This is a genomic window from Levilactobacillus lindianensis, from assembly GCF_003946095.1.
GTDB classification, from domain to species: Bacteria; Bacillota; Bacilli; order Lactobacillales; family Lactobacillaceae; genus Levilactobacillus; species Levilactobacillus lindianensis.
The window spans coordinates 1-14,609 of sequence record NZ_RHOD01000036.1 but is presented as its reverse complement, the minus strand read 5'-3'; the positions used below and the strand labels follow the sequence as shown (position 1 = coordinate 14,609).

Sequence of the window (14,609 nt, the reverse complement as noted above, 5' to 3'; positions counted from 1 at the left end):
TCGCTACATCAGCTACCATGCCTTGATCAACAAAATTTTCTTGCACGTATTTTGTCAATAATTCTTTCTGTTCATCTTCGCTTAGTTCAACTGGCAAAGCCACGTTAAACTCTTTCGCATACCGAGAATTTGCTCGCCGATCTTTTCTTTCTACTTCGTTCCATAATTTTTCTCGATCACTGGCCCATGCTGGTGCATTTTTAGGAGTTAAAATAAAACTCTCTGGTATGACTGACCGAGCATAGAAATAGTGGCGACCTTCTTGATCATCAAATAGCTTTTCACCACTTCGATAAGCGGCACTGGCAATCGCACTTCGTCCTTTCCCAGCACTAATATTACTAAAACTCATGTGGAATATTGCCATGTCAGTCACCGTCTTCCTTTGATTCTATGGGTTTTGACCTTGTTGTCGCCATCGGCGACTTCTAATACAGGATTTTGGCACGATTTACCCCACAATAATTTAGTGGGGTATAAGTGCGCATTTACCTCGTTTTACTCGGTCTGCTGATTCTCCTGAATTTACTTTTAGTGTATGCCTTCCGCTTCGCTATTTCAAATTTTATACTTTGACTTAACGTTTCCTATATGATATAGTTTCGGTGATTATTTCTAATATGATTGGAGGGATCGTTATGTCTCAAAGTAACTTAGAAAAACAAGAAGCTAAATTAAAAGCCCTTAATCAAAAAATTAAGGACGAAAAAAATAAGATTGAACAACGGCTAGGTAAACAAATCATCAGTCAAGCCAATTTAGATTATGCTAATTTATCTAATGAAAATATCAAGTCCTTATCCAAAAAAGTATCCGAGCTTTTAAAGGAAAAGTCCGTAGATCATTAGTCATAGGAGATGGGGAATTCCATGCCTAATCAATATGAAAAACTAGTCGAGCAGCAAGCGCGTTTAAAACAAAAAATTGAGCGGGAAGATTTTAAATTACGGCAATCCAAATACTATGAAAATCGGCAAGCCCGCAAAGCCCGTTCTCGCCGATTAATTCAAAAAGGGGCTTTGTTAGAAAAGTACTTTCAAGCTAATAACCTCTCGGTCGAACAAACCGAAGAACTTTTAAAAACATTCGCTGACTATGTCAACGCCCATAAACCGGATAAATTAAAAAACGATCAACCCAATAACTAGGCCGATCGTTTTTATTTTCAGGATTGTTTTTTGGCTTAATTTTTGGATTGTGTTTAGCAAAGTCTTTTAACTGTTTTTGAATTCTTTGTGTAAGCTCTGCTTTACTTTCTTTGTGCTTCCTTTTACTTGATCGCTGTTGAATTATCTTTTGACCCTTACCTCTTCTTTTTGATTTCAGGTCAAGCGTAAAATCTGAAATTTTATTTTGATCTAGCTTACTTAAATGACCGATTTCTTTAAAGTTTAAACCGGCTTTGGGAAAGCGATAAATATTACCAAGATCGACCCAGGAAGGTTTCTTCAACCCAGCGGATTGCCAATCTTGAATCGGATAATATTGTTGCTTGATATAAGCCGACTTCTTTTCATACTGACTAGTAATTTTAAAAGCCTCGACCGTCTGTTCTGATACCCGACGAATTAAAACTGGCCGAGACTTGCCACCGTTAGTTTCTACAAAACTAACGTATAGGCTGACTAAGTCATTAGTCCTCATCTGGATCGTTGAGCCAATCAGCGACCTCTTTAGCGTCTTTGAACTCGGTGACTGGTGTCCCTTCGGTCGCCTTTAAAAAGCGTAAATTAGCTCTTTCTTCTTCGCTTAAAGACACATTAAAAGGTAAAGCACCATTAGCAACAATCCGCTTGTAAAACATGTTAATGGCCGTGGTTGGATTTAAGCCCAATTCGCTTAAAACTGCTTCGGTATCATCGGCCAAATCTTTATCAATCTTGACTTGGACCCGTTTCTTTTCCTTAACTGCCATGATTGTCTCATCTCCTTTCTTTCGCTACTACCATTATACTATCTTTTGAGTATCTGATCAACGGATAAAACCCTGGCCTCAGACCACTTGAGGTTGGCATTGATCTAAAGGCTGAACTTTTGAGCTGGTTAGCCTGGTTAGCTCTGACACTCATTTAAAAGACCATATTCTTCTGTTTAAGCCATTTAAATCTAACTTAAGTATAAAGGGGTTAGTGAGTCTTAAAACTGCTTAGAAAGGATTTTATAGCCTTTTAGGACTAGTAGTACAACCCACTGTTATCGTTGTCGGCCGACTTTTCTTCTTCGGGGTGTTTGGCCGCATATTCTCTAGCCGCTTGTTTATTCCACCAAACGCCAAATAGGTTTTGCATGGTGCCGTACAGGTAATTTTCCACGTTCTTGATGTGCTTCTCATTGCTTCTTAGGGCGTTAAAGTAACGTCTCAAGGCTTTAGTCATTAAAAATTTAAGTTCTTCGCCGTCCAGTGGGATTATGACGCCAATATCTTTATGATCCTTCTCAACTCGGTACTTAGCATTTAAGATAATACCAACGAAGCGACGCATCTGTTGCGGGGTACGGCACCAAAAACTAAGCAGTATTCATCATGTTACAGCACCCAAGTAAAAGCTACGAAGATAAAAACATTCATCCTCAAAATATGTAACCTAGAAAAAAGGCCTCCAGTGTTAAACCGGGAGCCTTTTTTAGTATACCAAGTAACCCACATTCACCGCGGTACTTCCACATTCCGTTATTTTTTGATTGTGAACTTGTCCAAAAAAGAAGTGGTATAGGTCGCAGATTGGCTTTAATTGGGGAAAATGAGTTTGTGAAATTCACTGAAATTACGTCTAGGCCATTCCCTTGAATTCAACTGTCTCATTCTTTGTATTAACCAAAAACTTACCGACACTCCCCTGATACTTCACGGATACTTTAAATGAATACTTGTAATTTACCCGAGTGTATCGAATACTACTAATTCTTCCCTGATACCCTTGACTACGCAAAACTCTCTTCACTTGGTTCCTTTGTCGATCAGTAATTCTTGCAGAACTCCGATAGATTGTCTTCTTAACGATCACATCTGGATTCAATGGAACAATGTAATCCTTACATTCCAACAATTCCACCAACTTTCTTTTTTTCTTTGGAATTTGTCTTGACGGGTTACGGTTTTCCATTCAGTTTAGAGGGAGTGACGTTTTGAGCGCAGAATTGTTCCCTGGAATCAGCTATTTGGAATAACTGAACCAGAGTACAATTCTACTACTAAAAGTTTCCCCTTAGTTCGTCGGTCGTTAACGCCCGTCGCTTGTCTGTACAATTGCGGTATTGCTACCACCACTCATTATAAACCTACGTTTTCGGTTTAGCCTACTAAAAAACGCCCTAGAAGGCGTTGATGATACGTATTTATTTTTGTTCGATCACCAACTAATCAATGGCACCAAGCCGAAGCTTCGTTTTACCACCCGCGCCGTTAATGGTCGCGCTCACCATTCACCACCCAGCCGTACAGATAGCCTTGTTGTGGTATAGCCAGACTTATTGAAGTCGCCCTGGCAAACGTGTCCCCTTGGATTTAGACCCCAGCTTGTCCCCTAGGGCTTTAAAAATCGCACCGGCCATGATATAATAATCTATAAATTAGAAGATTGTTTGGCGCTCACCGATTCCCGTCGGTGGGTGTTTTTTTATGTTCTATTTTTACTACGGTTATCATTATATCAGTTATCAAATTTTTGGTCAACTTTTCTTGTGTACAGTACACCGTACACTGTACACTGTATCTTGTACACTGTACACTGTGTATTGAATACTGTGTACTGTACACTTAAATAATTTCATTAAAAAGCCGTCATTCCGCATTCAATTGTTAAGGATTTTTTTCTGTACATTGTGTACTGAGTACGGTACACTGTACACATAACACAGTACACCGTGTACCGTGTACGAATGGAGGATTTATAAAAAATGATAATTAGTTGCGCCAATGAAAAGGGTGGTACTGGTAAAACATCTACTACAGCCTTAATCAGTTGGGAATTATCAAATATGGGATATAAAGTGCTTATGGTAGATTGTGACCCTCAAGCAAACCTAACTGATTTAATGATAAAAACAAAAAGTCACGAAAATTCCAACATCACAATTGATCCATCTCTTTTCGCATTACTAATTAACGGAAAAGACTTAAATGACGGCATCATTAACATTAAGAACAGTCTTGACTTAATACCAGCTGCTGCTGATATGAACTTATTCAGTCGGTGGGTTGATAAACAAGACATTGATGAAAAAGCTAAAGTCAGCTATCTTAAAAACTCTTTGTCAAATATATCTAGCAAATTCGACTTCGTGTTTCTTGATGTAAGCCCTACAATGAGTTTAACAAACGATAACGTTTTTATGTGCTGCGACTGGATCATTGTTATGCTACAAACTCAGCAAAGAGCATTGCTGGGAGCAAAAAGTTTCTTAAGCTATTTACAAACGAATTTAATTGACGAATTTGGAGCAAAAGTAGATGTAGCAGGTATTCTTCCAGTTCTTACAAAAGGGCAATCAATTATTGACAATGCCGTTCTTAAACAGGCCGTAGAAGAATTTGGGGAAGACAACATATTTGAAAATGTCATTACTGCTATGGAAAGAGTAAAGAGATATGACCTTACTGGAATCACTGAAAGCAGTCGTTCTGTTTGGGATAAAGCTACTCACAGCACATATACGGCTGTTGCTACTGAATTAGTATCTAGATTGGAGGCAGAATAATATGGGGGGACTTTTGAAACACGGTAATGATGATCAGGTAAAAAGTCCTGATAAGAAGGTAAACGTAAATGTATCATCAATTTCTAGAAAGCAAGCAGGTTTTGGCGAAGATAGTGCGGAAAAAATTCCTACCTTTGATGTAAACATGCGAGTTGATAATCATACCAGAAATGCCGTTTTGGCTTTGTCTAAAGCAACAGCTGATAAGCGTTCAGCTAGTGAAATGGTTTCTTTGATGATTGAAAGTTATCTTGAATCACTAACTCCCCAAACACGCGATACTTACGATGAATTGGTATCGATGATGGAAACAAAGGATAAGCTTGACTATAAACTAAAAAGTAAATAATCACGCGCCCTCAGACGACACGTTCAGCTTTTAGACGTATACTTGTCCGTTTAAATGAAGCAGAATGCACACAAAAAATCCCTCTATTATGCGGAGTAGGGGCCTTTTTGTCGTTACTTTATAATTTCCAAGAGATACTTTGAGTGCCCCTGACAGCTTCATAAGGTAGTATTCGTATGTATCTGGTATTATTTATAAAGAGGCAAATTCTATAATTAATCCGAACAGAAATTAAAAAGCCCAAAGCAATCACTTACAATGGTAGTAGCTAATTCCAACCAATATAGGGAGTGATTACTTTGGGTACATCTACTTTATCACGTTTTCAACGTGGCGCACTAGCACAACTGGTCAATGAGGGGAATAAATCTTACCAAGTAATGGCTGACGCCTTAGGCGTCGCCAAAGCTACGATTAGCTATGAGTTGGACCGGGTTAAACCTTATGATCCAGAATTAGCTCAGCAAGATGCAGATCGCAAAAGGCGGAATTGCGGTCGTCGTTCGATGCTGACGGCAGCATTAGCGACTTTAATTACCAATCACTTACGATTAACCTGGTCACCAGAAACCATTGCGGCCGCTTATAACTTGAGCACTGCGTCAATTTATAATTGGCTTAATCGTGGCTGGCTCCCCTTCAAATTGACTGATCTACCCAATCGGAATGTCCGCCAGCACCGAGTGAGCGAAAATCGTGGGAAATTTACAAGTGGGACTTCCATCGAACAACGGCCAACAACTGTTAATCAACGGTTAGCTTTTGGTCATTGGGAAGTAGATACGGTGCTTTCTAGTCGAAGTGAGTCACGATCATGTCTGGTTACATTCGTAGAACGTAAGACCCGACTTCTATGGGCCATCAAAGCCCCTAATAGAACGGCTAAGGCTCTAAACACCACCTTTGGCAAGTTTATGGGGGCCTTCGGTCCCCAAGTAAAATCCATTACTGTTGATCATGGTAAAGAGTTTGCCAATTATCAGGCCTTAGAACAGGATTATCAGATCAAAGCTTATTTTTGCCATCCATATTCACCGTGGGAACGAGGTTCCAATGAATATTTTAATCGGCGGTTACGCTGGTTCTTCCCGAAAAAGACCAATTTTAGCCAAGTAACGACTGATGAGATCCTAGCAGCACTTGAACTAATTAATCAACGACCATTAAAAATACATCATCAACAGACTGCCATTGAAAGATTCCGGGCTTGTTCGGATTAAACTTGTAATTTGCCTTTAAAGTAAAGACTGTCTAGGCTTAGCGGATTTTATGAGAACTGTAATTTCGGTTGTGTTGCAAATCCTAAAACACATCAATTGATTCAGCCCAAGCGGCATCGCCAAGTACTGGCTTGCCTTTATTGAGGCTTGACTAACGGTTCTTGACTAATCGAAGGATTTTTTCGTTAGAGTGTACCCTATTGTAACTAAAGTGAGAAGGGAGTATTATTAGTTACATATAAGTGACCCGGAGGCGACCTAGAATTGGCTAAAATCGGTTATGCGCGTGTTAGTACGCGTGATCAAAATCTTGCACGTCAAATTGAGCAGCTACATGATGCCGGTGTTAATAAAATCTTTCAAGAGAAGCTTTCAGGTAAAAATGCCGATCGTCCTCAACTAAAAGCAATGTTAGACTATATTCGTGATGATGATGAAGTAGTGGTATTGAGCCTTGATCGACTTGGTCGCAATTCTCATGATTTGACTGACATCATCGAAACCATTCGCCATCGTGGAGCTCAATTGAATGTTCTAAATCTGCCTAGCTTTGCAAGTATTGAAGATCCTAACCTTCGTAACTTGATTACGACAATTATTGTCGAACTATATAAGTATATTGCTCAAGAAGAGCGCGAAACTATTAAGATACGGCAACAACAAGGCATAGAAATTGCCAAACGCCAGGGCAAATATAAGGGCAAAATTCGCGAATATGGTCCTCATTCACCTAATCGTCAAAAACGCTATATTTATAAAGAAGCCTGTCGCCTTTTAAATAGGAAGAAAGACGGAGATGAAACTCTGACCAAGCGACAAATTGCTCGCATGTTAGGTATTGCACCAGTAACCTTATATCGCATCGAAAAGTATCAGGCAGAAGATCTAGCAAACGTTCCCCCTAGTGAGAGGTAAACATCATGATAGATTTAAGGGGCAAACGAATTCTCTTTACCGGCCGTTTGCGATCTTTTCGTCGTTTCCAGGCACAACAGTTAGCAATTATTCTAGGAGCAAAACCTGTCAACGGGATTGACAAAAATGTCGATATCCTTGTGGTTGGTATTATTAGCAAACCCTATGATCAACTACTTACCACTCAAAAGTTAACGTATGCTAGAACCTATGGCATTCCAAAGATTGACGAATTAGCCTTTATTTCATGGTGCCAATGGCGATTAGATCAATTGAAAACAACTCTTTAAGTACCTTCTTATCAAACGGGGAGATTAGTATGCAAAAGCGTATCGATTTGGCCAATCAAACGTTTGGACGACTCACAGTCATTAGTTTTTGGGGAAGCAGTTCTAATGGAAACGCGCTTTGGCTCTGTCAATGTCAATGTGGAAATAAATGTATTGTTGACAGTCAACGACTTCAAAAAGGATTCACTCGCAGTTGTGGGTGTTTGCGATCAGAAATAAGCAGATCAAACATAAAAGCTAATAACCAGACTAAAAAATACATGGGCAATCCCAAGAATTTTCAACTAATTAATCGAACAAATTTAGTTGCTTCTAAACTTAAACGATCCAATAACAAATTCGGCATGATAGGTATTAGTTAGGCTAAAACGACTCAAAATTAGGTAGCACGACTTCACTTTCAAAGCCATCTTAATAAACCGTGTATATGTTCATGCGGAGGGTGCAATCGCTGCTCCAAAGACAGCAAAAAAGGATATCATTCCTTTGCAAGAGCAATATAAGCAATCACACCAACAAAATTGAACAAATTGATCAGACAATCCGAGTAGGCGCAAATCCCATTACTTATACTGCCGATGAACCTATAGAAAAGGCGCTTCGTCATAAAATGGTTCAGTACTGTAATCCTCCAAATGGCATAAATATTAAGACTAGTTTTCAAGAAAGGAAGCCGTAACGTGCGTTTATGGCATCAAGATTTAATTCAGCAACTCCCAAGACAACAATTATTGGGACAGCATCGTGAAATTGCGGCGCTTCGCGGTAATGGATGGGGACGGAAACACGCTACCGTTAATTACGTATTTGCACATTCCCCATATAAATTATTTCAATTTCACTGTATTGTGTTACGTGAAATGGAAAAACGAGGTTATCATCCAGATCAGAAATGGTATGATCCTCTGTATCGAGGTCAACATTGCCCAGCATACAAACAACTCAATCCGGTTGCACTCACAATACCCATCTATCCTGAGCATGACCAACGATATAAACATGTTTGCTTAACCAATTTACAAAACAAGGGAATCTTTTTAAACCTTCCGTGATCCTAGTCTGCGATGTTCATCTTGGGACATAGGATTGACAAAATAGGATATCGACAGTATACTTACTAAAAGTAATTGGAAAGTGTAATGTCGTGTTGATTGGAGAAAATTAAATGGTAAATCTTACAGAAGAAATGAAGAATATGTTAAAGAGTCAGCTCCCCTTCCTAGCAACAACAGGAATAGATGGCAAACCTCAAGTTGGTCCCAAGGGCTCACTACATGTCTTAGATGACTCACATTTAATCTACTTTGAGCATACCTTCAGGCAAGCCTATGATAATCTCTCGAGCAACCATTTGGCAGCGGTTGCGGTTGCTGATAGAGGCGCTCAACAGGGATTTCGCTTTGAGGGAACGGCTCATATTCATGAAACAGATGATTTTGCTAATCAGATTTTAGATAAAACTAACATTTTTGAACGTTTCCCACGCGCTGGCGTAGTGGTTATTGATGTTGAACGAATCTATAAATTGGATAACACCTTAGAGGCTGGTATTCAAATCGCCTAGGGTTTTTAAAACAAATTCAACCGAGTAAGTCGAAGAACTTTTTAGTGTCCAAACTCATACAGTGTTTATTTCATGTCATTAAGTATTCATTAGCAAGCAGTTTTGTTATACTTTGGTTAGAAGTGATAGAAGTACGTCTAATTCTTAAGAAACCCGTAGCTTACTGTTAACGCCATTACTTCGAGCGTGTCGATTTTCGATACGCCTTTTTTTGTGTTATTGGATAAAAATCATCCAATAAAAATGGCTCTACGTCAACTGGTGTTGAAGAATAAATTTAGGGTCTACACTTTCTGGTGTTGAGAAATAATCAACACTGAACGTATAGGCCCTTTTTGGATAACGCAAAAAGACACCTACTCAGTGTCCATGCTATGCTTGTTAGCGTCGAAACCAAAAGCAAGCGAGGTTATGAGTAAATGTCCCAATATGATCCTACACTGTCCGTCCTTGGAATACCAGACCATAATATCAAAGTAGCCTTTGTTCGTCATGAATATCGCGGCAACGGGGTACGTCGCCGCCAGTATCATGTGATTGATGCCGAGCTGACTTACCGGTTAACCCGGTGCCCACTGTGTGGCTTTGAGGGCTTGCACCCTAACGGGTTTTACACGGCCCACGTGCGCGTCCTCAACGGGGTTGAAATGCCGACAGTCATTGACTTGCACAAGCAACGATGGCGCTGTCATAACTGTTACCACACAGTCAGTGCCAAGACGCCATTCGTGCAACCCAACCACACGATCGCCGCTCACATGACAGAACGAATCATGAAGTTAGCGCATGAACGGTTGCCAGTCAAAACCATCGCCCGTATTATCGGAATCTCAGCCTCCTCGGTTCAACGGATCATTGACCGAAATCTCAAACTCCGACCGGCTCACCGGCTACCCACGCGACTCTGCTTTGATGAGTTCCGTTCCACTCATGGCATGATGTCGTTTATCTGTCTTGATGCCGATTCACATCGTCTGATTGCCTTGCTTGGTGATCGATTCAACCGCACGATTAAAAACTTCTTCATCGCTCATTATTCACTCGCTGAACGCACTCGGGTCCAGACGGTCACCATGGACATGAATGCAGCTTATCAGACGATTATTCATGAGGTTTTCCCTAAGGCCCAAGTCGTCATTGATCGGTTCCATATCATTCAACTTGCGGCTCGTGCCCTTGATCAGGTACGCGTCCAAGCGCTCAAACAGCTTGATGACAAGCACAGCCGTCCTTATAAGATCATGAAGACAAACTGGCGGCTTTTTCATCAAACTGCGCCTGACGCTAAACACAAACAGTTCCTGTTTGGTTTGAATGAATACGTCACGCAACAGGAGGCCATCGATATCGCACTTGATACTGAGCCCAAGCTCAAGCAAACCTACGAGGCCTACTTAGCGCTTCATGATGCTTTGATGGTGAAGAAACATCCCGCGGAACTGGCAAACCTGTTAGCTACTTACGAGCCAAACGGTACGGCAATGGACATGACGATCGCGACGCTTAAGCGACACAAAGTCGCTGTTCTCGCCGCTGTCACCAGCCCTTATTCCAACGGTCCAATCGAAGGGGTTAACCGCCTCATCAAGTCACTCAAACGATCCTGTTTTGGCTTCAAGAATCAGCTGAACTTCTTCAAACGAATCTACCAAATCACGGCATAACATGACAAAGACGGCTCCCCAAATGGAGAACCGCCTCAAATGATAAATTTATTCTTCAACACCAGTTGACGCAGAGCCAAAAATAGGCCACAACTGTTAAGTTATGACGCAGTTTATATATTCATTTAGCGGACATTAACCCATTTATTAATAAAAACTGGACTTAGAATGCGTTTCTCAAACGTCGAAACATGAAAAAAAGCCTATTTCTAGGCGCTTTTTACGATTATTGTTGTAAAGTTTGTTGGGCTTTTTTAGCTCTTGGCTTTTTAAATCTGGATTATCCTTTGCACCTGAAGATGGAAAGGGGACTGCTTCTTCTGCTTATGGTGGTCTAGGCATGGCTTTAGGTAATAACGGATTTAACGTTATCGGTGCTTTGTTCCTTAGCCAGTTTCGACTAGGATTTATAGTCTTTGGTATATTCACATTTGCTGGCGTATTAATTGCAACTTTGATTGTCCATGAGCCTTCTAATTTAGATGAAACCTCAACTAAAAAGAAAGAAAAGTTTTCTTTAAAAAATGTAAAGTTAATTTTTCCTTCTTGGCAAATTGGCGCGACTACTACCTAGCTCTTATAGGAAAAATGTTTCAGGGAGTTGGAAACTTTGCAATTACAGGATACATTTTATATATAATGACCGACTTTCTTCATCGTGGTAATCAAACTCAATCTTCTATCCAACTTGTTAACATGATTATGCTTATTTTTGGCATTTTGATGGGATTAGTCGCTGGGCCACTATCTAATAAATTTAAAATACTGAAATTACCAGTAGGTCTCTCAACTATCTTATTAGCAATTGCAGGTCTCTCCCTGTTCTTCTTAAGAAATAATACTGGTATTATTCTTTACGCCTTAGCTGCCGGTTTAGGAATGGGCTTATGGAACGCACTTGATAATTTATTAAACTTAAAAGTTATCCCCGATCAAAATCGTGTTGCATTTTTCTTAGGTGTTTACAACTTAGGTAATACAATTACACAAGCTATCGCACCCGTTTTAGCCGCTGCCGTCATAAGTCTTTTTGGTTATTCTGGAATTTTTATTGTTTCATTTATTTTTTCCTTGATTGGTGGTATTTCAATGCTATCGATTAAATCATTAAAACGTTAGTAAGATATTTTTTAGCAATCCTTATTTAAAGTTAAGGATTGCTTTTTGTTCTCTTCAGTTGCAATCGCTTGCAACTCGCACCTATCCTCTGCTATGCTCGTGCCAACAATGGTAATTATTTATTCACCTAAATTTAGGATGGAGGTAATTAAATGACTGAAAGTTATCAATTTGATGTTTTGTACTTAGGCGCGGGGCATGGTGCCTTCGACGGGGCGGTTCCACTAGCTAATAGTGGTAAAAAAGTCGCCATTATCGAAGCGGACAAAATCGGGGGAACTTGTCCAAACCGTGGATGCAACGCGAAAATTACGCTGGACAACCCGGTTCAACTTTTACGCCACCAAGAACGCCTTGATGGCATTGTAAATGGTGACTTAAAGCTGGATTGGACTGCCAATGTAGAACATGAACACGAAGTCATCGACGGCTTGCCGGACATGATTACTGGTTTACTCGACTCTGTTGACATCGAAATTATTCACGGTCGTGGAAAATTTGTTGATGCTCACACCATCGAAGTGGATCAACAGCGCTACACCGCTGACAAAATCGTGATTGCAACGGGGCTACGTCCCCACCATCTAGATGTTATGGGCTCAGAACTTACGCATGACAGTACCGATTTTATGAACCTCAAACAGCTTCCTGAAAATATCGTAATTATTGGCGCGGGCTATATCGGCATGGAATTTGCCACGATTGCCAATGCTGCCGGCGCGAACGTCACTGTACTTTTACGCCATAATCGGGCGTTGCGCAAATTTAATCAAGATTACGTAAAACAAGTCATTGCCGACCTCGAAAAACGAGGGGTGAAGTTCATTTACAACGCTCAGGTGGATCGTTTTGAGGAAGACGGTTCTCATTTTACCGTGTCTTATAACGATCACGAAACCCTCACCACCGACTGGATTTTGGATGCTACCGGACGAATTCCTAACATCGAAAACATCGGATTAGACGAAGTAGGCGTTAGTTACAATGCTAACGGGATCGAAGTTAACGATCATCTTCAAACTAACATTGATAACATCTATGCTTCTGGTGATGTGCTTGATAAAGAACAGCCTAAGCTCACCCCGACTGCGATCTTTGAATCTAGTTATTTAACCCAACTTTTCACAGGAAAGACTACTGACGCAATCAACTATCCGCCCATCCCAACCATTGTCTTTACCTCACCACAAATCGCACAGGTTGGTATGAGCGTCGAAGAAGCTCAGCAAAATCCTGATTACACCATTAAAAATAATCATCTTCCTGACGGATGGTTCCGCCAAGTTGATAAGGAAACAATTGGTGATAACACCTTGATTTACGATCAAGACCATCATCTTGTAGGAGCAGCTGAAGTTAGTGAACATGCTGCCGATGCAATTAACGTTTTATTACCAGCAATTGAGTTTCAATATACAGCTGAACAACTAGGCCGCATCGTACCTCTCTTCCCTACTTTGGGAGCGGACGTCTGGTCACAGATTTAAAAAAACGCTGAGCCTCTTTTAAGGAGACTCGGCGTTTTTTTATTATTTAGTAAATTCAGCAATTGCATCATCAATATGTTGCCGTACTACCTCAACATGATCCATTTCATCATCTTCTACATGTGGTAAAGGATTACGTGCTCGTCCTACACTTACCCCACGTTTAGCTAAGATTAACTTCATCACATCATATAAATTACCTTTAAATGATGTCAATTTAACTGAATCATCTATTTTCGCCATAGTCCCCACCATTTTCTTGGTTTTTCTTGTTCTTCTATCCTTTTTTGAACTTTGATTTGTTCCTGCAAATTTTCCAACTTCTCTTTAAGAGCGTTCCCGTTCACTTCATCTTTATATTGATTGTCTAAGTGTTTGAATTCTGTTTCCTGTGAGGGCATTTTGAGAACTTTTAATCTGTCGTTTTCTGCTTTGTATTCTTCGAGCAGTTGTTTGTCCTGTAAGGCCAATCTTTGTTGCTGATCTAGTAACTTATGTAACTCTTTCTTTTCAGATTGAATTTCTGATACTAAATTTCGAAGGAATTTCACTTCATCTTGTCCATCAACCGCATCTTTTTTGTTGTCGTCAACATCATCTTTTTGTTGACGGTATCTTGTTGACGAATTGTTTGAGAACATTGCTTTAATAGCTTTTTTCCCATCAACATCAACGTAAACAGTATTACCTTTTGTTGATGTAAATTGACGTAAATCGATTGACGCATCTCTTTTTATCTTTTGCCATATAGCCTGCTTTGAAACGCCCAATTCATCAGCAAGTTCTCTAATTGTTTTAGGCATTATTTCCAAACCCCTTTCGGAGTTCAGCAAGTGCTTCTTGTCTTGCTTGATCTCTTATTTTTTTATCGTGCTCGGCCTGTTTATCAGCCAATGCTTGTTTCTCAGTAGAGCCTAAAGTTAACCCTTTAACCTTGTCAATGGCGCGCCATTTTTCCTGCTCTGTTAATTCACCATTATGCTGAATATTAAAAAGCTTTTGACGCTCATCTTGTAATTGGCCTTGTGAGAAATCATTGGCATCTTTCTTTTCGGGTTTCCAGGTAAACGAATAGCCAATAACTGGTTTCCCACGCCCTTTACCATATTTTTTTCTAACCGTTAATCCTCTAAACAAAGGAGTTAATTCTTCTTTAATGGGTTTTATAACAAATTTATCGACGTTAGAGGGACTATTCCAGTAACTTTTGGGCATATCTAGTAATTGGTAGATTGTAAAATTAATCCGAACGCTGTTCGGACAAAAAAGATCAGCTTCCTTTAAAATGGTGTTTACCACAAAC

The 14,609-nt window shown here is 40.0% G+C and carries 18 protein-coding genes and 2 pseudogenes; 13 read left to right on the top strand and 7 right to left on the bottom strand.

All coding sequences use genetic code 11. From position 1 onward, the window contains the following. Window positions 1-367 (bottom strand): MobA/MobL family protein (locus EKM70_RS10420; protein ID WP_164506380.1); only part of this gene is annotated, 367 nt, incomplete at its 3' end. Between the two features lie 253 nt (window positions 368-620). Between EKM70_RS10420 and EKM70_RS10415 the strand changes: the two genes are divergently transcribed. After that, window positions 621-848, top strand: coding sequence for a hypothetical protein (locus EKM70_RS10415; RefSeq protein WP_075168781.1), 228 nt, complete (start codon window positions 621-623; stop codon window positions 846-848). Window positions 849-869: 21 nt separating this feature from the next. Next, entirely contained in the window at window positions 870-1,148 is a 279-nt protein-coding gene (locus EKM70_RS10410; RefSeq protein WP_056993345.1) for a hypothetical protein, read from the top strand. On the opposite strand, the gene EKM70_RS10405 is transcribed toward EKM70_RS10410, so the two are convergent. From EKM70_RS10405 to EKM70_RS10395, 3 genes and pseudogenes are all read right to left on the bottom strand, one after another. Continuing rightward, complete coding sequence (locus EKM70_RS10405) at window positions 1,099-1,644, bottom strand: hypothetical protein (RefSeq protein WP_125547617.1); 546 nt, start codon at window positions 1,642-1,644, stop codon at window positions 1,099-1,101. The two genes, EKM70_RS10410 and EKM70_RS10405, sit on opposite strands and share 50 nt — an antisense overlap. Continuing rightward, complete coding sequence (locus tag EKM70_RS10400; protein ID WP_003646131.1) at window positions 1,634-1,915, bottom strand: type II toxin-antitoxin system RelB/DinJ family antitoxin; 282 nt, start codon at window positions 1,913-1,915, stop codon at window positions 1,634-1,636. Before EKM70_RS10400 ends, EKM70_RS10405 begins: the two co-directional genes overlap by 11 nt. A gap of 259 nt (window positions 1,916-2,174) precedes the next feature. Beyond that, window positions 2,175-2,516 (bottom strand): annotated as a pseudogene (locus EKM70_RS10395) (replication initiator protein A); the annotation flags it as partial. A gap of 1,381 nt (window positions 2,517-3,897) precedes the next feature. On the opposite strand from EKM70_RS10395, the gene EKM70_RS10380 reads away from it, so the two are divergent. From EKM70_RS10380 to EKM70_RS10315, 11 genes are all read left to right on the top strand, one after another. Continuing rightward, window positions 3,898-4,698, top strand: coding sequence for a ParA family protein (locus EKM70_RS10380; protein WP_020090524.1), 801 nt, complete (start codon window positions 3,898-3,900; stop codon window positions 4,696-4,698). A 1-nt stretch (window position 4,699) separates the two neighbouring features. Next, the gene (locus EKM70_RS10375; RefSeq protein WP_020090523.1) at window positions 4,700-5,047 is read left to right on the top strand and encodes a DUF5388 domain-containing protein; all 348 of its coding nucleotides are present in this window, start codon (window positions 4,700-4,702) and stop codon (window positions 5,045-5,047) included. A 299-nt stretch (window positions 5,048-5,346) separates the two neighbouring features. Then, on the top strand, window positions 5,347-6,267 hold the full coding sequence (locus EKM70_RS10370; protein WP_125547613.1) for an IS30-like element ISLsa1 family transposase: 921 nt from the start codon (window positions 5,347-5,349) through the stop codon (window positions 6,265-6,267). Window positions 6,268-6,531: 264 nt separating this feature from the next. Then, window positions 6,532-7,182, top strand: coding sequence for a recombinase family protein (locus tag EKM70_RS10365; RefSeq protein WP_003586220.1), 651 nt, complete (start codon window positions 6,532-6,534; stop codon window positions 7,180-7,182). A gap of 5 nt (window positions 7,183-7,187) precedes the next feature. Next, window positions 7,188-7,472, top strand: a complete 285-nt coding sequence (locus tag EKM70_RS10360) for a BRCT domain-containing protein (protein WP_019881966.1) — start codon at window positions 7,188-7,190, stop codon at window positions 7,470-7,472. A gap of 680 nt (window positions 7,473-8,152) precedes the next feature. Beyond that, a complete protein-coding gene (locus EKM70_RS10345; protein WP_003563277.1) occupies window positions 8,153-8,524 on the top strand; it encodes a TIGR02328 family protein in 372 nt (123 codons plus the stop codon). A gap of 113 nt (window positions 8,525-8,637) precedes the next feature. Continuing rightward, the gene (locus tag EKM70_RS10340; RefSeq protein WP_003582802.1) at window positions 8,638-9,036 is read left to right on the top strand and encodes a pyridoxamine 5'-phosphate oxidase family protein; all 399 of its coding nucleotides are present in this window, start codon (window positions 8,638-8,640) and stop codon (window positions 9,034-9,036) included. Between the two features lie 419 nt (window positions 9,037-9,455). Beyond that, complete coding sequence (locus EKM70_RS10330; RefSeq protein WP_125547609.1) at window positions 9,456-10,700, top strand: ISL3 family transposase; 1,245 nt, start codon at window positions 9,456-9,458, stop codon at window positions 10,698-10,700. 241 nt (window positions 10,701-10,941) lie between these two features. Continuing rightward, window positions 10,942-11,274 carry a hypothetical protein gene (locus EKM70_RS10325; RefSeq protein WP_225416436.1) on the top strand — a complete coding sequence of 111 codons (333 nt, stop codon included), beginning with the start codon at window positions 10,942-10,944 and terminating at the stop codon, window positions 11,272-11,274. Further along, complete coding sequence (locus EKM70_RS10320) at window positions 11,247-11,819, top strand: MFS transporter (RefSeq protein ID WP_225416435.1); 573 nt, start codon at window positions 11,247-11,249, stop codon at window positions 11,817-11,819. Before EKM70_RS10325 ends, EKM70_RS10320 begins: the two co-directional genes overlap by 28 nt. Window positions 11,820-11,971: 152 nt before the next feature. Next, entirely contained in the window at window positions 11,972-13,306 is a 1,335-nt protein-coding gene (locus EKM70_RS10315; protein ID WP_125547607.1) for a dihydrolipoyl dehydrogenase family protein, read from the top strand. A gap of 42 nt (window positions 13,307-13,348) precedes the next feature. On the opposite strand, the gene EKM70_RS10310 is transcribed toward EKM70_RS10315, so the two are convergent. The 3 genes and pseudogenes from EKM70_RS10310 to EKM70_RS10300 form a co-directional block, all read right to left on the bottom strand. Further along, complete coding sequence (locus EKM70_RS10310) at window positions 13,349-13,549, bottom strand: hypothetical protein (protein ID WP_020090466.1); 201 nt, start codon at window positions 13,547-13,549, stop codon at window positions 13,349-13,351. Beyond that, a complete protein-coding gene (locus EKM70_RS10305) occupies window positions 13,537-14,109 on the bottom strand; it encodes a helix-turn-helix domain-containing protein (protein WP_125547605.1) in 573 nt (190 codons plus the stop codon). The genes EKM70_RS10310 and EKM70_RS10305 overlap by 13 nt, the downstream gene beginning before the upstream one ends. Then, window positions 14,102-14,609, bottom strand: a pseudogene (locus EKM70_RS10300) (replication initiation protein); the annotation flags it as partial. The pseudogene EKM70_RS10300 and the gene EKM70_RS10305, both read right to left, overlap by 8 nt.

Coding starts and splice junctions, on each gene's coding strand:
- EKM70_RS10400 (WP_003646131.1), bottom strand. CDS start 1,915: ATGGCAGTTAAGGAAAAGAAACGGGTCCAAGTCAAGATTGATAAAGAT.
- EKM70_RS10340 (WP_003582802.1), top strand. CDS start 8,638: ATGGTAAATCTTACAGAAGAAATGAAGAATATGTTAAAGAGTCAGCTC.
- EKM70_RS10360 (WP_019881966.1), top strand. CDS start 7,188: ATGATAGATTTAAGGGGCAAACGAATTCTCTTTACCGGCCGTTTGCGA.
- EKM70_RS10330 (WP_125547609.1), top strand. CDS start 9,456: ATGTCCCAATATGATCCTACACTGTCCGTCCTTGGAATACCAGACCAT.
- EKM70_RS10375 (WP_020090523.1), top strand. CDS start 4,700: ATGGGGGGACTTTTGAAACACGGTAATGATGATCAGGTAAAAAGTCCT.
- EKM70_RS10380 (WP_020090524.1), top strand. CDS start 3,898: ATGATAATTAGTTGCGCCAATGAAAAGGGTGGTACTGGTAAAACATCT.
- EKM70_RS10310 (WP_020090466.1), bottom strand. CDS start 13,549: ATGGCGAAAATAGATGATTCAGTTAAATTGACATCATTTAAAGGTAAT.
- EKM70_RS10405 (WP_125547617.1), bottom strand. CDS start 1,644: ATGAGGACTAATGACTTAGTCAGCCTATACGTTAGTTTTGTAGAAACT.
- EKM70_RS10410 (WP_056993345.1), top strand. CDS start 870: ATGCCTAATCAATATGAAAAACTAGTCGAGCAGCAAGCGCGTTTAAAA.
- EKM70_RS10315 (WP_125547607.1), top strand. CDS start 11,972: ATGACTGAAAGTTATCAATTTGATGTTTTGTACTTAGGCGCGGGGCAT.
- EKM70_RS10415 (WP_075168781.1), top strand. CDS start 621: ATGATTGGAGGGATCGTTATGTCTCAAAGTAACTTAGAAAAACAAGAA.
- EKM70_RS10305 (WP_125547605.1), bottom strand. CDS start 14,109: ATGCCTAAAACAATTAGAGAACTTGCTGATGAATTGGGCGTTTCAAAG.